Source organism: Pantoea sp. 22096 (genome assembly GCF_052045955.1).
GTDB classification, from domain to species: domain Bacteria; phylum Pseudomonadota; class Gammaproteobacteria; order Enterobacterales; family Enterobacteriaceae; genus Pantoea; species Pantoea alfalfae.
On the sequence record NZ_JBQEPW010000008.1, the window covers coordinates 84,331 to 100,180 of the forward strand.

General features: G+C 56.1%; 14 protein-coding genes. 7 read left to right on the plus strand and 7 right to left on the minus strand.

Annotated elements, in window-relative coordinates:
- Positions 1-44: 44 nt before the first annotated feature.
- Both ACTJKZ_RS19465 and ACTJKZ_RS19470 read right to left on the minus strand, forming a co-directional pair.
- Positions 45-707, minus strand: coding sequence for an OmpA family lipoprotein (locus ACTJKZ_RS19465; RefSeq protein ID WP_161733267.1), 663 nt, complete (start codon positions 705-707; stop codon positions 45-47).
- Between the two features lie 110 nt (positions 708-817).
- The gene (locus ACTJKZ_RS19470; RefSeq protein ID WP_440829963.1) at positions 818-1,384 is read right to left on the minus strand and encodes a DNA-3-methyladenine glycosylase I; all 567 of its coding nucleotides are present in this window, start codon (positions 1,382-1,384) and stop codon (positions 818-820) included.
- Between the two features lie 211 nt (positions 1,385-1,595).
- On the opposite strand from ACTJKZ_RS19470, the gene ACTJKZ_RS19475 reads away from it, so the two are divergent.
- The 5 genes from ACTJKZ_RS19475 (at position 1,596) to ACTJKZ_RS19495 (ending at position 5,701) form a co-directional block, all read left to right on the plus strand.
- Positions 1,596-2,225, plus strand: a complete 630-nt coding sequence (locus ACTJKZ_RS19475) for an autotransporter (protein WP_237566694.1) — start codon at positions 1,596-1,598, stop codon at positions 2,223-2,225.
- A gap of 74 nt (positions 2,226-2,299) precedes the next feature.
- On the plus strand, positions 2,300-2,980 hold the full coding sequence (locus ACTJKZ_RS19480; RefSeq protein ID WP_161733273.1) for a hypothetical protein: 681 nt from the start codon (positions 2,300-2,302) through the stop codon (positions 2,978-2,980).
- A 111-nt stretch (positions 2,981-3,091) separates the two neighbouring features.
- Positions 3,092-3,628 (plus strand): primosomal protein DnaT, encoded by a 537-nt coding sequence (gene dnaT, locus ACTJKZ_RS19485; RefSeq protein WP_161733275.1) that lies wholly within the window; start codon positions 3,092-3,094, stop codon positions 3,626-3,628.
- Positions 3,628-4,368 carry a DNA replication protein DnaC gene (dnaC, locus tag ACTJKZ_RS19490; RefSeq protein ID WP_033734618.1) on the plus strand — a complete coding sequence of 247 codons (741 nt, stop codon included), beginning with the start codon at positions 3,628-3,630 and terminating at the stop codon, positions 4,366-4,368. Before dnaT ends, dnaC begins: the two co-directional genes overlap by 1 nt.
- A 199-nt stretch (positions 4,369-4,567) precedes the next feature.
- Positions 4,568-5,701, plus strand: coding sequence for an ROK family transcriptional regulator (locus ACTJKZ_RS19495; protein ID WP_285086906.1), 1,134 nt, complete (start codon positions 4,568-4,570; stop codon positions 5,699-5,701).
- Between the two features lie 27 nt (positions 5,702-5,728).
- Here ACTJKZ_RS19495 and ACTJKZ_RS19500 read toward each other — a convergent pair whose 3' ends face one another.
- From ACTJKZ_RS19500 to xylF, 5 genes are all read right to left on the minus strand, one after another.
- Positions 5,729-7,180, minus strand: a complete 1,452-nt coding sequence (locus ACTJKZ_RS19500; RefSeq protein WP_253420571.1) for a sugar porter family MFS transporter — start codon at positions 7,178-7,180, stop codon at positions 5,729-5,731.
- Between the two features lie 506 nt (positions 7,181-7,686).
- Complete coding sequence (gene xylR / locus ACTJKZ_RS19505; RefSeq protein ID WP_440829964.1) at positions 7,687-8,865, minus strand: D-xylose utilization transcriptional activator XylR; 1,179 nt, start codon at positions 8,863-8,865, stop codon at positions 7,687-7,689.
- A 93-nt stretch (positions 8,866-8,958) separates the two neighbouring features.
- Positions 8,959-10,143 (minus strand): xylose ABC transporter permease XylH, encoded by a 1,185-nt coding sequence (xylH, locus tag ACTJKZ_RS19510; RefSeq protein WP_440829965.1) that lies wholly within the window; start codon positions 10,141-10,143, stop codon positions 8,959-8,961.
- Positions 10,136-11,656 carry a xylose ABC transporter ATP-binding protein gene (locus ACTJKZ_RS19515; RefSeq protein ID WP_161733283.1) on the minus strand — a complete coding sequence of 507 codons (1,521 nt, stop codon included), beginning with the start codon at positions 11,654-11,656 and terminating at the stop codon, positions 10,136-10,138. Before ACTJKZ_RS19515 ends, xylH begins: the two co-directional genes overlap by 8 nt.
- Before the next feature lie 28 nt (positions 11,657-11,684).
- Positions 11,685-12,677: a D-xylose ABC transporter substrate-binding protein gene (gene xylF / locus ACTJKZ_RS19520; RefSeq protein ID WP_161733285.1), complete on the minus strand. Its 993-nt coding sequence runs from the start codon at positions 12,675-12,677 to the stop codon at positions 11,685-11,687.
- A 344-nt stretch (positions 12,678-13,021) separates the two neighbouring features.
- Between xylF and xylA the strand changes: the two genes are divergently transcribed.
- Positions 13,022-14,344, plus strand: coding sequence for a xylose isomerase (gene xylA / locus ACTJKZ_RS19525; RefSeq protein WP_161733287.1), 1,323 nt, complete (start codon positions 13,022-13,024; stop codon positions 14,342-14,344).
- 17 nt (positions 14,345-14,361) lie between these two features.
- On the plus strand, positions 14,362-15,804 hold the full coding sequence (gene xylB / locus ACTJKZ_RS19530) for a xylulokinase (protein ID WP_222924808.1): 1,443 nt from the start codon (positions 14,362-14,364) through the stop codon (positions 15,802-15,804).
- Positions 15,805-15,850 lie beyond the last annotated feature (46 nt).

The following is a 15,850-nucleotide window of genomic DNA, read 5'->3' on the forward strand; positions in this document are numbered from 1 at the left end:
ATGCTTTACAGAAAAGGTGCGCCCCCGGTCGGGGGCGATCGCGACTATCCCAGCGGGGTGAGCGTGATTTCAACGCGACGGTTTTGTGCTTTGCCTGCTTCGGTGCTGTTGGTGGCAACCGGGTTATCCGGGCCTGCACCCTGTGTGCGCAGGCGATCGCTGGCAACACCCTGTCCGATTAACGCACTGGCAACACTTTCAGCACGCTGCTGTGACAGACGCATGTTCAGCGCGCGACTGCCAGTACTGTCGGTGTAACCCACGACGTTTACCGCGGTTTTCGGATACTCTTTCAGCACCATTGAAACACCGGTCAGAGTGTTGGCACCGGCAGGTTTCAGATTACTGCTGCTGGAGTCGAAAGTGACATTGTTTGGCATATTCAGGACGATGTTATCGCCGTTGCGGGTCACGCTGACGCCGGTCCCGCGCATCTTGTCACGCAGTTTCGCTTCCTGCACGTCCATGTAGTAACCCACGCCACCGCCCAGGGCCGCGCCGCCTGCGGCACCAATCAGCGCACCTTTACGACGATCTTTCTTTGACGATGAGAGCACGCCAACACCGGCACCGACTAATGCGCCAAGGCCCGCGCCCACGCCTGACTTACCCGCCTGAGATTCGCCAGTGTAAGGATTGGTGGTACAACCTGGCAGGGCCAGACTGCCGCTTAATAACAAGGTGATGGCGATTAATTTCTTCTGCATTTTTGTTCCCTTACATTTGACACACAGGGTAAAACCTTTCCCATAAGTGGCACGATTATGCCGTCTGGTGACAGAGAATGTAGTGCGGAAAAATCCTGATTTACCGGGAATCACGCCTTTTGATTGGCAGGATGGCAAAAACAGTTGCTCTGATGATCGTTTATCAGCCCACAGGCCTGCATAAAGGAGTAGCAAATTGTAGGGCCGATGAATTTGAAACCACGCTGCTTCAGCGCCTTCGAGAGCGCAATAGCCTGCTCTGACGTGGTGGGTGCCTGACTGTAATCAGGATAATGGTGAACAATTTGCACGTTATCGACAAACTGCCAGACGAAGTCGCTGAAATGCTCGCCTTTCGCTTCCATCTTAAGAAAAGCGCGAGCGTTAGCGATAATGGCGGCGATTTTGCCAGGGTGCCGGATAATGCCGCTGTTGAGCATCAGCGCGTCGATGTCGGCAGCATCCATCTGCGCAATAGCCTGCGGATCAAACTGATGAAACGCTGCCCGATAATTTTCACGCTTTTTCAGCACGGTAATCCATGAGAGTCCCGCCTGTTGTCCTTCCAGACAAAGCATCTCAAACAGTGCACGCGTGTCTCTCTGCGCCACACCCCATTCCCTGTCGTGATACGCCAGATAGAGGGGATCCTGCGTTACCCAGCCACATCGTTGCATCGTTTTGTTCCTTTATAACGAGAATATTTTAGCGGTCCGCTTGATCTTAGAATTAATCGGTTGATAGTTAAACGATCACCGGTTAAATAACAGAGACGGCCCGAAAAATTCATTAAGACGCCGGATAATAACTTCAGCCTGGCCTGGAGATGCGATGTTGCCGAGAAGCGGTTGGAAAGGTCTGCGGACCTGCTGTGCTGTAGGGCTGTTAATGTTAACGCAACCGACGTTTGCCCGCGGCGGCATTTCTGCGCCTCAGCATGCTGACTTTCTGCCCGACTACGACACAATTCTGGCGGAGAAGATCGCCCTGACGCCACTTGCTTTCAGCGATGAGAGCCGCGCCCTGTTTGAAGCTGCGATTAATTCTCCCACTGCTTCCCCCATCGCTCTGCACAGTGAAACCGGTAGCGTAGGCACTACGCCGCTGGGTAAACGCTATCGGGCGGGCGTTAACCTGCCGATTGCGCCGTCATTCACCACCGGTCCGGTGGCGCAGTATGCGGTCGATCCCCAGCAGATGAACTGTCTGCAATGTGACTACAGCGATCAGCAGAGCCGTGAGCAGAGCGCCAGCGTCGGATGGCGCATTGATTCGCAGCAGGGATGGATATCGCCCTGGGCGCAACTGAGTTACCACTATCTGATGGCGGATACGCCGCAGACCCCCCGGCGCGAGGCGGCGAATGGCTCGGATCAGTCTGACGGTATTGATTTAAGCATCGGTGCACAAATGCCACTGAACGATAAACTGGCGGCTTTCGCGTCATTTTCACAAAGCGAAGCGCTGAACAACGACGAGCAGCAACTTTACACCTTTGGCTTTAGCGCCAGCTTCTAGCGGGGCATGAAAAGAGAAAGAGAATCGGGCGTTTAAAATATAATGAGTCCGCTAATCATTATACTGGTAACAAAATGCGCAACGATTTGACTATTATTGGCCGTGAAATGACGGTCTTCATACTGGCAGCACTCTTCCTCGCTCTGATGATATTGCCCATCTATATTGATGTGGCCTGGATGAATGATGCGCTGCACGAAACTTCTTTTACTGAAACCACCCAGGAAATCATGCTGGCGGTGATTGCCGCCCTGTTCTTTATTGCGGCCCAGCGCCGTCCGGCTCAGCGCGGCGCGCTGACCTTAGTGGCGGGCTTCTATAGCTGTATGCTGATCCGTGAGCTCGACTTTGTGTTTGATGCCATCCAGCATGGCAGCTGGATCTGGTTCGCCCTGGCGGTGACGGCCGGTTGCCTGGCCGTCGCGCTGCGGACGCCGAAAAAAACCCTGCATGCGCTGGCCAGGCTGCTGCAACACCGCAGCTGGCCGGTGATGGCCTCCGGCTTTTTAGTGGTGCTGGTCTTCTCACGACTGTTTGGTATTCATGCGTTGTGGCAGCACCTGATGCTGGGCGATTACAACCGCGTGGTGAAAAACATGGCCGAAGAGGGGACCGAGCTTCTGGGATACAGCCTCTGCTGGCTCGCCTCGGTGCGCTATTTATGGCAGACCCGTCCGGCCGCCGCTGCCGTCAGCGTGCGCGCCACTGAATCTGCATCGGCCCGCCACGCCACTTCTCCGGTCACCTCGCACTGATCCGCACTCTTGCTTTTTAAGCGATCCGCACCCTCAAAACAGGTACAATAAACACTTCTGCGTCGGCGACAGGTTCCCGGCGCAAGGTGTTCGTTAACCTCAGGTCTTTTCATGTCAGCTAAAATCTTAACTTCAACGCTCATTGGCCTGGATGCCTTCCGACAGGATCCGCTGACTGCCCTGCAGCAGGCGGAAAAGGGCACGCTGGCGGTGTTAGATAATTATGCGCCGGTGATGTACGCCATCACGCCGGCGCGTCTGGCTGAGCTGCTGTCGCTGGAAGCCGCCGCCCGGCAGCCGAATGATGTCGCACTGGATGACAGCCTCTATGACGATGCGCCCGCCGCAATCCACACGCCAGCAGGCAAGTTCGCCATGTATCCGGGCTGGCAGCCGGATGCCGACTTTACGCGTCAGGCCGCCATCTGGGGCGTGGCGCTGAGTGAACCGGTGACGCCCGGCGAGCTGGCGGCCTTTGTGGCCTACTGGCAGGCGGAAGGCCGGATGTTCCATCATGTGCAGTGGCAACAGAAGCTGGCGCGCAGCATTCAGATGAACCGCGCCGCAAACGGCGGGCAACCGAAGCGTGATATCACGCAGTTGCCTGATCCAGACCGTACCATTCCCGATGGTTTCCGAGGTGAATGATGAAAACGCCAGATGATCTCTTTAACCGTCTGAAAAGAATGATGCCTGCGGGCACCCGTCCTAAATTTGCCAATGGCGAAGAGCTGCTGGCGTGGAATCAGGAGCAGGGTCGTCTGCGGTCAGAGGCCATTGTGCGTGAGAACCGCGCAATGAAGATGCAGCGCGTGATGGGCCGTTCCGGCATTCGCGAGCTGCACATGAACTGCTCGTTTGATAATTACCGGGTCGAGAACGAGGGACAGCGCAAAGCGCTGGAGCTGGCACGTCAGTACGCCGCTGAGTTTGATGGCAGCATCGCCAGTTTTGTCTTTTCCGGGCGTCCTGGCACCGGTAAAAACCACCTGGCCGCTGCGATTGGTAATGACCTGATCCTGCGCGGTAAAAGCGTGCTGATCGTGACGGTCGCCGATCTGATGTCGAGCATGAAGGGCACCTTCAGCGGCAGCAGCGGCATTACCGAAGAGCGACTGATTCAGGATCTCAGCAGTGTTGATCTGCTGGTGATTGATGAGATCGGTATGCAGAGCGAGTCACGCTACGAAAAAGTGATTATCAACCAGATTGTCGATCGCCGTTCTTCATCGAAACGCCCGACCGGCATGTTATCCAACCTCGACCATGCAGGCATGAATGCGCTGCTGGGCGAGCGCGTCATGGACCGTATGCGCCTGGGCAACAGCCTGTGGGTGCGTTTCGACTGGGAAAGCTATCGCAGTCGGGTGCGCGGCGACGAGTATTAAACAGAGGCTACGCCGGGTCATTGCGCTAATGAGGCCGCCGGTACAGCAGAAAACCCGGCGTTAATCCGGCGATCTGATCGCCGTCACGATCTCAGCCACATCCGATCGGGTTGTGTGAAACAGCCCGCAAAAGTGTGGCATGAAGAATACGCCGGGGCTGATACACTCAATTCTAACTCCTCTGTTGGGTGAATCCGTGATGAAAACGAACGGCAAAGGCCCCGCACTATTGCGACTCAATAACCAGAAACGGGTGATGGCTCAGCTGCGTAAGCTGCGCGTGACGTCCCGTCAGGATCTGGCGGAGGCGCTGACCCTCAGCAAAAACACGGTCTCATTAATCATTGATGACCTGCTGGAGCAGGGTCTGATAGAGGAACTGGGGCCGGTCAGCGCCGCAGCAGCCGGACGGCCTAAAATCGGGATCACCCTGCGGCCGGAAAAGCTTAAGAGCGCAGGCGTCATGGTGGAACGCAACGTAATCCACTGGCGCGTCTGCGACTACTTTTCACAGGTGCTGGCAGAAGCGACGCTGCGCACCGATACCCGTCACCCGACTCGCCTGCTGGCTGAACTGGCTATGCTGTGCCGGGAACTCACAGAACGTTATCCCGACCTGCTCGGTATTGGCCTTGGCTTCCCCGGCATCGTCGATCCCCGGCGCGGCTGGATGCATATTTCATTGCCGCTGGAATGGCAGGATGTTGACCTGCTGACCACGCTGCGCAAGCACGTCCGTCTGCCCATCCTCATTATGAATAATGTTAAAGCTGCTGCGCTACTGGCTGTCGAGCAAAGTGGATTATCGCCGGAAAGCGGTCATTTTTATCTGCGTATTTCCGAGGGGATTGGCGGCGCTCTGGTACAACAGGGGCAGGTATTTACCGGACATAGCTGGACGGCGGGCGAAGCAGGACATCTGGTTGTCCAGCCTGAAGGGCCACGCTGCAGCTGCGGCCGCCGGGGGTGTCTGGAAGCGCTGGTCAGCAAGCCCACGGTGAATCAGCAGCTGGCGCAGCGTCAGCCGGGCCTGAGCTGGCAGAACCGCGACAGCGCTCCGCGCGTGGTGGATGAGGTGATGACGCAGGCGGGTGGCTATCTTGGCGCGGCGCTGAGTCAGATTATGCTGCTGCTCAATCCCGCCACCATCATCATTGATTGTCCGTGGAACGTCAGTGAGCGCTTCTGCAAGGCGGTGCGCGATACAGCACACGGCAACGCGCTGGCCTTCACCGCCGCGCACACTCAGCTGCACTTCCCGGAAACCCGGATTGACCCGGCTAACGGGCTGGCGCTGGCGGTGCTGGAACAGAGTGAGCAGCGGGTGGGGTGAGCGTGCCCCCACAGACTGCCCTCTTCTTTATGATCGCGTCTCACTGACCGGTGCATCTGTCCGTTCGCCCACCTCACGCGGGTCAACATTAAACTTCTCCAGCACACGCGCGTGAATTTTCTCCAGCGGCATCCCAGCCGTTTCCGGCAGATAGCGGAAAGTGAAGAAGTACATAGCCAGTGAAAAAAGCGCAAACAGTAACAGCGGGAAGCCACCGTGGAAAATCTCAAGCAGAAAAGCATTACTGTTCAGAATCGGGAATGTGGTGCTGATGACAAAATTGGCCATCGACATGGCGCAAATGGAGATGCCGACACAGATTGAGCGGATTTCTGTCGGAAACAGCTCGCCCAATACGGTCCAGACAATCTGTCCCCAGGTCATGCCAAAGAAAACCATATAGGCAAACAGTCCCACCACCGCCAGCAAGCCGGGCAAACGGTAATAGAAAGCAATAAACGTATAGGCAAGGAAAACGGCAGAGGTAATCGCCCCCAGCAGTAACAGCTTACGACGCCCGACTTTATCAATCAGCGCCATACCCATCAGCACACCCGCAAACTGACATACGGAAAGCCAGAAGGTCTGGAGCAGCGCCGAATCCGTGCTGCCGGACACATTTTTCAACAACGTTGGCCCGAAATACTGAATCACATTGATGCCGCTAATCTGATTGCCGACGGCCAGTCCGACACCAATGATGAGCAACGGCACCGTGGTTTTGTTCAGGCGGAATCGGGATTTATGGCGAGTCGCCGCCTCATCAGAGAAAGAGTGTTTAATTTCATTGAAAACGGTGCGGGCATGGACCGGGTCAGAGATTTTGCTCAGCGTATCCAGTGCTTCTTTGTCTTTGCCTTTCAGAACGTTCCAGCGCGGTGATTCTGGTATAAAAGCAATGAAAAAGATAAACAGCGCACAGGGCACCAGCGCGGTTGCCAGGATATAGCGCCAGCCTGTATCGACCATCATCTCTGGCAGCATCGATTTATTAATATAGTAGTTGGTGAGCAGAACCACTGATTGCCCACCGACGCAGCACACCGCATAGAGCGCGCTGGTGCGACCGCGATACTTCGACGGTGAAAGCTCCGCCAGATAGATTGGCGAGATCACCGAGGCCAGCCCAATGGCTAATCCGCCAAGAATACGAAAGGCGACAAAGGTGAAGAAGTTATGGGCGATGGCAGTCCCCACCACCGAGGCAGTAAACAATAGCGCCGTGATAGCGAGCGATTTTTTGCGGCCAAATTTATCGCTCAGCTTTGGCGCAATAAAGCAGCCAACCAGACTGCCAAGCAGGATATTAGACACTGCCCAGCCGGTTTCTGCCGGGGTCAGCTGGAAATAGTCACTAAGCGGCTCAATAGCGCCAGAGATAATCGACGAGTCATAGCCCATCAGCAGGCCACCAAAAGCGGCGACGGTGCAACAGAGCAGGACATATTTCATGTTGTAACGTTTTTGCCGGGTTTCCATTTTTACAGGCTCCTTTTCTCTACTGCCTGAACCGCATCGGTTCAGTAACAGGAGGCGTGACAGGTCAGAGGTTCAGGAATTTCAGCGAGCAGACACCCGTGAAATATATTTTCTAAATGGGGAAATTTGGATTAATTCTTTCGAAAGTGTGAGGCAGGTTGGAAAAAATTATAAACTTGCTGAGTGATAATCCTTAATAAAGATCATATTAATCAATGAGGTAAAAGATAACCCGGGCGATGAGGTTTTTCCATCAAGGGTAAATACCTGATGACAGAAGAAATATCGTCTGAAGCGGTCCGTCTGGGACTGATAAAATATCCCGCCAGCCCTCTGCCTTAAATGCTGATTTTTAAGCTCTAAATCTAATGAGGCTGGGCCGTTCCGGCTGGCAGATTAAGCCTGCGAAGATGGCCTCTGAACTGACAGCGAGGCATCAGGATGAAATATAATTTTCATCCTGCCCATTACATGAAAATCCGGGCGTTCTTTACTCCGGTCTGTCGTTAAAGCAGGTTTTCCCCAAAGTGCTGCCGATATTCTTTCGGCGTGGTGTCGTAGCTTTTGCGGAAGACTGAGTAGAAGTATTGCAACGAAGGATAGCCGCACATCTGCGAGATCTCGTTGATGTTGAGCGACGAGGAAGCCAGCAGTTCGCGGGCTTTTTCCAGCTTTTCGCGATGGATCATTGCATGAAGGGTGTCGCCGGTCTCATCCCTGAAGCGTTTTTCAAGATTAGAGCGTGACAGCCCGACCGCATCCAGCACCTGCTCCACTTTAATCCCCTTACAGGCGTTGAAACGGATGTAGTGCATCGCCTGAATCACTGCCGGATCGCGCAGAGAACGGAAGTCAGTCGAGCGCCGGGCGATGACTTTTACGGGCGGCACCAGAATGCGCTGTAGTGGCAGGGGATGCTTATCCAGCAGCCGATGCAGCAGTTTGGCCGCCTGATAGCCCATCTGTCGTGAGCCCTGTGCCACGGACGAGAGCGCCACGCGTGACAGATAGCGGGTCAGCTCCTCATTATCAATCCCGATCACCGTAAGCTTCTCCGGCACCGGTATTTTCAGATGTTCGCACGCCTGAAGCAGGTGTCGCGCCCGTGAATCCGTGACGGCGATAATGCCGGTTTGCGGCGGCAGCGTCTGCAGCCAGTCGGCGAGACGGTTCTGGGCGTGCTGCCAGTTTTCCGGCGCGGTTTCCATGCCCTGATAGACTACGCCCTGATAACGCTCGCGCCCCACCAGCTGACGGAACGCCTGTTCCCGCTCCTGTGCCCAGCGCTTGCCACTGGAGGCCGGTAAACCATAAAAGGCAAAGCGGTTAATGCCCTTCTCTTTCAGATGCAGAAAGGCTTTCTCCACCAGTGCGGCGTTATCCGTGGCGATGTAATGCACGGGTGGATAATCCTCCTGCCGATGGTAAGAACCGCCAACGCCGACAATCGGCACAGAGACATTCGACAGCAGGCTTTCGATGGAGCGATCGTCATAATCGGCGATCACGCCATCGCCCAGCCACTCACGGATATTGTCGATGCGACAGCGGAAATCTTCTTCAATGAAGATATCCCAGTCAGTCTGCGACGCCTGCAGATACTCTCCGACGCCCTCAACAACCTGGCGGTCATACACTTTATTGGCGTTAAACAGCAGTGTAATGCGATAGCGTTTATCATGCATGGTGGCGCGTTCCCTTAAATCCTCAGCGCATTGCATAACACGGCTGAAAGGGGCAAAAAAATTGTTTGCGCCACAATGTGATCGCCCGCGCGATTACACCCGACGCCGCGTTGCGGTATCCATCCACACCGCCAGCAGCAGAATCGCGCCTTTAACGATGTACTGCCAGAAAGTCGGCACATCCATCATGCTCATGCCGTTATCCAGCGAGGCCATGATAAAGGCACCCATTACCGCGCCCGCTACCGACCCCACACCACCCGCCAGGCTGGTGCCGCCGATCACGCAGGCGGCAATCGCGTCGAGTTCTGCGATGTTACCCGCCGATGGCGAACCGGCGCCCAGCCTTGAACTCAGGATCAGCCCGGCAATCGCCACCATCACACCGTTGATGGCAAACACCGCCAGTTTGGTGCGCGCCACGTTAATGCCTGACAGCCGCGCAGCATCAATGTTGCCCCCGATGGCGTAGATACGACGGCCAAATGCGGTGCGGGTGGCCATGAACATGCCCGCCAGCAACAGTACGGCCAGCAGTAACACCGGCGTCGGTACGCCGCGATAGTCGTTGAGCAACCAGATAGCACCGAGCACTAAGATGGCGGTGATCGCCTGACGCCCTACGGTGCTGCTGGCTGGGCCCTGCGGCAGTCCGAGCTGCTGACGACGCAGACGCAGACGCCACTGCCACAGCATAAACAGCGCCAGACCGGCAACGCCAAAGCCGAAACCGACGCCGCCCGGCAGATAACTCTGTCCAATCTGCGACATGCCCGGCGTGATGGGCGCAACCGTAGTGCCGTCGGTAATTCCGACCAGAATGCCGCGGAACGCCAGCATTCCCGCCAGCGTGACGATAAACGACGGCACTTTACGGTAGGCCACCCACCAGCCATTCCAGGTACCGAGCAATAGCCCCATCACCAGCGTCACCACGATGGTCAGGGGCAACGGCCAGCCGAGCCAGACGTCGAATATCGCCGCCGTGCCGCCCAGTAACCCCATCATGGAGCCGACTGACAGGTCGATCTCCGCCGAGATAATCACGAACACCATGCCCACCGCCAGGATGCCGGTAATGGCGGTCTGACGCAGCAGGTTAGAAACGTTACGCGCGCTGAGCCACGCGCCGTCGGTGGTCCAGGTAAAGAACAGCGCAATCAGCACAATCGCGCCCAGCATCACCAGAACCTGCAGATTAGGCAGTGTGAACCTGCCCGGTGACGGTTTGCCCGGCGTGCCGGAGAGGCGGCTTTGGGTACGTTCACTTTTAAGCATAATGTTCACTCCGCAGGGCAGCTTCCATCACCTGCTCCTGAGTCAGGTTATCGTTAATCAAGTCGGCTTTGATCTGCCCTTCATGCATCACCAGCACCCGATCGCTCAGGCCCAGCACTTCCGGCAGCTCAGAGGAAATCACAATCACCGCGATACCCTGCTGAACCAGCGCATTGATCAGCAGGTAGATCTCCTGACGTGCGCCCACATCAATGCCGCGCGTCGGTTCATCGAGGATCAGGATTTTTGGATTGAGCAGCAGACATTTCGCCAGAATTGCTTTCTGCTGGTTGCCGCCGCTTAAACGGCCAATCGGCAGTTCTGATGAGGAGGTTTTCACCCGCAGGCGGGTGATCGCGTCGTTGATCGCCTGCTGCTCCTGCGCTTCATCCAGCGTTGAGAGTCGGTGGCTGAACTGGTCCAGCGCCGCCAGGGTGATATTTTTGCCCACCGCCATCAGCGGCACGATGCCATCCTTTTTGCGATCTTCGGGCACCATCGCGATACCGTGCGCAATGGCAGCGCGGCAATCGGTGATGCTGACCTGCTGGCCATTGATCCAGATATCACCCTGCCAGCGTCCTGGCCAGACGCCAAACAGACACTGCACCGTTTCGGTCCTGCCTGCGCCCACCAGCCCGGCGATACCCAGAATCTCACCGCGTCTGAGCGTGAACGAGACATTGTTAACGCGGCGGATGTGGCGGTTAACCGGATGCCAGGCGGTGAGGTTATCGACTTTCAGTATCACATCGCCAACCTGATGCGGCGCGTGAGGATAGAGCGCGGTCAGCTCGCGTCCGACCATCATGGTGATGATGTCATCTTCGCTCAGACCCGCCGCCGGACGGGTCGCGATATGCTGGCCGTCACGGATCACGCAGATGGTGTCAGAGATCGCCTTTACCTCATTCAGCTTGTGGGAGATGTAGATGCAGGCGATGCCGTGTTCACGCAGATTACGGATGATACCCAGCAGCACATCCGTCTCCTGCTCCGTCAGCGATGAGGTCGGCTCATCCAGAATCAATAGCCGGACCTGTTTGTTGAGGGCGCGGGCGATCTCTACCAGCTGCTGCTGGCCCAGGCCTAACTCACCGACCCGGGTCGCGGGAGAGACGTTCAGCCCGACCCGCGCCAGCAGCTGCTGGCAGCGCAGGGTCATGGTTTCATCATCCACCATGCCGAAACGGCTCAGTTCAGCACCAAGGAAGATGTTCTCCATCACGGTGAGTTGCCGCACCAGCGCCAGCTCCTGATGAATAATCACAATGCCTTTACGTTCGGTGTCGCGAATGGTCTGCGCCTGAATCTCGTCGCCAGAGAAGTGAATCTTCCCTTCAAAATCACCGTGCGGATAGAGTCCGCACAGGATTTTCATCAGCGTCGATTTGCCCGATCCATTCTCACCGCACAGCGACATCACTTCACCTGCCTCAAGTTGCAGGCTGACATCATTCAGCGCTTTCACAGCACCGAAACGCTTGGTGATGTTTTTCATTTCCAGCAGCATCGACTGTTCTCCCTCACGCTATGCGCGGTCAGAGTTCGCTCTGTTTGTGGAAACCGTCTTTCACCACGGTGCTTTCGATATTGTCTTTGTTGACCGGAATCGGCTTCAGCAGTCGCGACGGTACATCTTTCAGGCCATTATTCAGCTTGCTGTTGCTGGCGGGCATTTTGCCCTCGCCCAGCTCGACCGCAATTTTCGCCGCTTCAGTGGCCAGCTCGGTGATCGGTTTGTACACCGTCATGGTCTGGGTGCCCGCTTTGATACGCTTAATCGCGGCCAGATCGGCATCCTGTCCGGAGATGGCCACTTTTCCGGCCAGCCCCTGCGCACTCAGGGCCTGAATCGCACCGCCTGCAGTGGCATCGTTAGAGGCCACCACCGCATCAATATGGTTGCCGTTGGCAGTCAGGGCATTTTCCATAATTTTCAGGGCGTTTTCCGGCAGCCAGGCATCGACCCATTGATCGCCGACAATTTTAATGCTGCCGTTATCGATATAAGGTTTTAACACTTTCATCTGTCCGGCGCGGAACAGGCGGGCGTTATTATCCACCGGCGATCCGCCCATTAGAAAATAGTTGCCCTTAGGCACCTGTTTCACAATGCTTTCGGCCTGCAACTCGCCCACTTTTTCATTATCGAACGAAATATAAAAATCGATATCGGCGTTATTTATCATTCGGTCATAGGCCAGCACTTTAATGCCTTCACGTTTCGCTTCAGCGACAACATTACTCAACACCTGACCGTTGTAGGGAATAATCACCAGCACATCGACACCGCGATTGATCATATTTTCAATCTGCGACATCTGTGTTTCCTCGTTGCCGTTCGCCGACTGAACAAACACCTTAGCGCCCAGCGTCTCCGCCTGTTTAACGAAAATATCGCGGTCTTTCTGCCAGCGCTCGAGGCGCAAATCGTCAATTGCCATGCCGATCTTCACTTCTTTTGCCACGCTGGTCTGGCTGAAGAGCGCCAGCGCCGCGCAGGCGGCAAACAGTGCATATTTCATCTTCATTGTGATCATCCTGTAGGTGGAGGCTATTGTTATCGCAGGCCGATAAACCAGGCGGATGAATTGTTGCCCTTATTTTCCGGTCACAGCAATTACTGATTTTTATCCGGCTATTACGTTTTTTGGTTTATTTCATTTTTTATGAGCGCGATCGAGGTTTCATCTTTTTCGGACAAAAGAGTGACAATGATAAAAAGGCAGGTGAATAACAATATTTTGCGAGCCAGCGCACAAATAACAATTATCTGACACCCGTAATGAAATATCGTAATTGAGCTGAGATTACAGCCCATATTGAATATTGCTTCAACGCAGACCATCCGGGTACTGATGCTAAGGAGCAAACCATGCACGCTTATTTCGATCAGATCGATCGGGTTCGTTATGAAGGCACCCAGTCGACGCATCCTCTCGCTTTCCGCCACTACAATCCCGATGAGGTCATCCTCGGCAAGACCATGGCCGGGCATCTGCGCTTTGCTGCCTGTTACTGGCACACCTTCTGCTGGAATGGCGCGGATATGTTTGGTGTCGGTGCCTTTGATCGTCCGTGGCAGAAAAACGGGGATGCGCTGCAGCAGGCAAAAATGAAAGCGGATGTCGCCTTTGAGTTTTTCCACAAGCTGAATGTGCCGTGGTACTGCTTCCATGACGTTGATGTCTCACCGGAAGGCGATTCGCTGCGCAGCTATAAAGAAAACTTAGCCGCCATGACCGATAAACTGCTGGAGAAACAGCAGGAAACCGGCGTGAAACTGCTTTGGGGCACAGCCAACTGCTTCACCCATCCACGCTACGGTGCGGGTGCAGCCACCAATCCCGATCCTGAAGTTTTTGCCTGGGCAGCGACGCAGGTCTGTAGCGCAATGCAGGCGACCAAAACCCTGGGCGGCGAAAACTATGTGTTGTGGGGCGGACGCGAAGGCTATGAAACACTGTTGAATACCGATCTGCGCCAGGAGCGCGAGCAGATTGGCCGCTTTATGCAGATGGTGGTTGAGCACAAACACAAAACTGGCTTCCAGGGAACACTGCTGATCGAACCCAAACCGCAGGAGCCGACCAAACATCAGTATGACTATGATGTCGCCACGGTTTATGGCTTCCTGAAACAGTTCGGGCTGGAGAAAGAGATTAAGGTTAACGTCGAGGCGAACCATGCCACGCTGGCTGGCCACTCGTTCCATCATGAAATCGCGACCGCCATTGCGCTGGGCATTTTTGGTTCCGTGGACGCCAACCGCGGCGATCCGCAGTGCGGCTGGGATACCGATCAGTTCCCGGTCAGCGTGGAAGAAAACGCGCTGGTGATGTACGAAATTCTTAAGGCGGGCGGCTTTACCACTGGCGGCTTAAACTTTGATGCCAAAGTGCGTCGTCAGAGCACCGATAAATATGATCTCTTCTACGGTCATATTGGCGCGATGGACACCATGGCGCTGGCGCTGAAGGTGGCGGCTCGCATGATCAGTGACGGTGAACTCGATAAGCGTGTGGCGCAGCGCTACAGCGGCTGGAATGGTGAGTTCGGCCAGCAAATTTTGAAAGGTGAGTTTTCACTCGAGGCACTGGCGGCGCATGCTCAGCAGCAGCAGCTTAATCCGAAGCATCAGAGCGGACGTCAGGAGCAGCTGGAAAATCTGGTGAATCACTACCTGTTTGATTTCTAACCCTTCAGGAGCAGCGCATGTTTATCGGGATCGATTTAGGCACCTCTGGCGTCAAAGTGGTGCTGATGGATGCACAGGGCAACGTGGTGGCGACAGAAACATCGCCGCTGCAGGTTTCGCGTCCGCAGCCCTTATGGAGCGAGCAGGATCCTGAAAGCTGGTGGCAGGCGCTGGATTCAGCCATGCAGGCCCTGAGCGCGCAGCAGGACCTGCATAGGGTTCAGGCTATCGGGCTGAGTGGACAGATGCATGGTGCAACGCTGCTCGACAGCGCTGACCAGATTTTACGTCCGGCCATGCTCTGGAATGACGGGCGCAGCGAGGCGCAGTGCCGCGAGCTGGAGCAGACGGTGCCGGATTCGCGTTTGATTACCGGCAACCTGATGATGCCCGGCTTCACGGCTCCCAAGCTGCTGTGGGTGCAGCAGCATGAACCGGCCATCTTCAGTCGGGTTGCTCATGTGCTGCTGCCCAAGGATTATCTGCGCTGGCGATTGAGTGGCGACTTCGCCACCGATATGTCCGATGCCGCAGGGACGATGTGGCTGGATGTAGCGCAGCGTGACTGGAGCGATGTGATGCTGCAAGCCTGCGATCTCAGCCGCGATCAGATGCCGCAACTCTATGAAGGCAATGCCCTGACCGGCACATTACATGCCGATCTGGCGACGCGCTGGAAGATGAACGCGGTGCCGCTGGCCGCTGGCGGAGGTGACAATGCCGCGGGCGCTGTTGGGGTCGGCATGACCGAACCGGGCCAGGGTATGCTGTCGCTGGGCACCTCGGGCGTCTATTTCGTGGTGAGCGATGGCTATCTCAGCAATCCGGAACGTGCGGTTCACAGCTTCTGTCATGCGTTACCGCAGCGCTGGCATCTGATGTCGGTGATGCTCAGTGCGGCTTCCTGTCTCGACTGGGCAGCCACGCTGACCGGATGTAAAGATGTTCCTGAGCTGCTGGCTGAAGCGGAGCGCGCGCGCGATGACGTGCCCGCGCTGTGGTTTCTGCCCTATCTTTCCGGAGAACGCACGCCGCATAACAATCCCAGTGCCCGGGGCGCTTTCTTTGGCTTTACCCACCAGCATGGTCGTCCCGAGCTGGCACGAGCGGTGCTGGAAGGCGTAGGGTTTGCGCTGGCGGAGGGCATGGACGCGCTGCACGACTGTGGCGTGCAGCCAGAGAGCATTATGCTGATCGGCGGTGGCGCACGCAGTGCACTGTGGCGTCAGATGCTGGCAGACATCAGTGGCCAGACGCTGGATTACTGCCACGGCGGTGAAGTGGGTCCGGCGCTGGGGGCCGCCAGGCTGGCACAGCAGGCGCTGGATGCAGAGTTCACCGTGCCGACCCCGGTTCTGGTGCAGCGACACCAGCCGGATCCGGTCAGGCTGGCGCATTACCAGTCGCGTCGGGCGACCTTCGCGACTCTGTATCAGCAGCTTCAGCCATTGATGAAGTAACAACGAGGGCGTTCTGAATTTAAAGCGCCTGTTAATCAATCCCTGG

Coding starts and splice junctions, on each gene's coding strand:
- xylH (WP_440829965.1), bottom strand. CDS start 10,143: ATGCTTAAAAGTGAACGTACCCAAAGCCGCCTCTCCGGCACGCCGGGC.
- ACTJKZ_RS19495 (WP_285086906.1), top strand. CDS start 4,568: ATGAAAACGAACGGCAAAGGCCCCGCACTATTGCGACTCAATAACCAG.
- ACTJKZ_RS19470 (WP_440829963.1), bottom strand. CDS start 1,384: ATGCAACGATGTGGCTGGGTAACGCAGGATCCCCTCTATCTGGCGTAT.
- ACTJKZ_RS19475 (WP_237566694.1), top strand. CDS start 1,596: ATGTTAACGCAACCGACGTTTGCCCGCGGCGGCATTTCTGCGCCTCAG.
- ACTJKZ_RS19480 (WP_161733273.1), top strand. CDS start 2,300: ATGCGCAACGATTTGACTATTATTGGCCGTGAAATGACGGTCTTCATA.
- dnaC (WP_033734618.1), top strand. CDS start 3,628: ATGAAAACGCCAGATGATCTCTTTAACCGTCTGAAAAGAATGATGCCT.
- dnaT (WP_161733275.1), top strand. CDS start 3,092: ATGTCAGCTAAAATCTTAACTTCAACGCTCATTGGCCTGGATGCCTTC.
- xylB (WP_222924808.1), top strand. CDS start 14,362: ATGTTTATCGGGATCGATTTAGGCACCTCTGGCGTCAAAGTGGTGCTG.
- ACTJKZ_RS19500 (WP_253420571.1), bottom strand. CDS start 7,180: ATGGAAACCCGGCAAAAACGTTACAACATGAAATATGTCCTGCTCTGT.
- ACTJKZ_RS19465 (WP_161733267.1), bottom strand. CDS start 707: ATGCAGAAGAAATTAATCGCCATCACCTTGTTATTAAGCGGCAGTCTG.
- xylR (WP_440829964.1), bottom strand. CDS start 8,865: ATGCATGATAAACGCTATCGCATTACACTGCTGTTTAACGCCAATAAA.
- xylF (WP_161733285.1), bottom strand. CDS start 12,677: ATGAAGATGAAATATGCACTGTTTGCCGCCTGCGCGGCGCTGGCGCTC.
- xylA (WP_161733287.1), top strand. CDS start 13,022: ATGCACGCTTATTTCGATCAGATCGATCGGGTTCGTTATGAAGGCACC.
- ACTJKZ_RS19515 (WP_161733283.1), bottom strand. CDS start 11,656: ATGCTGCTGGAAATGAAAAACATCACCAAGCGTTTCGGTGCTGTGAAA.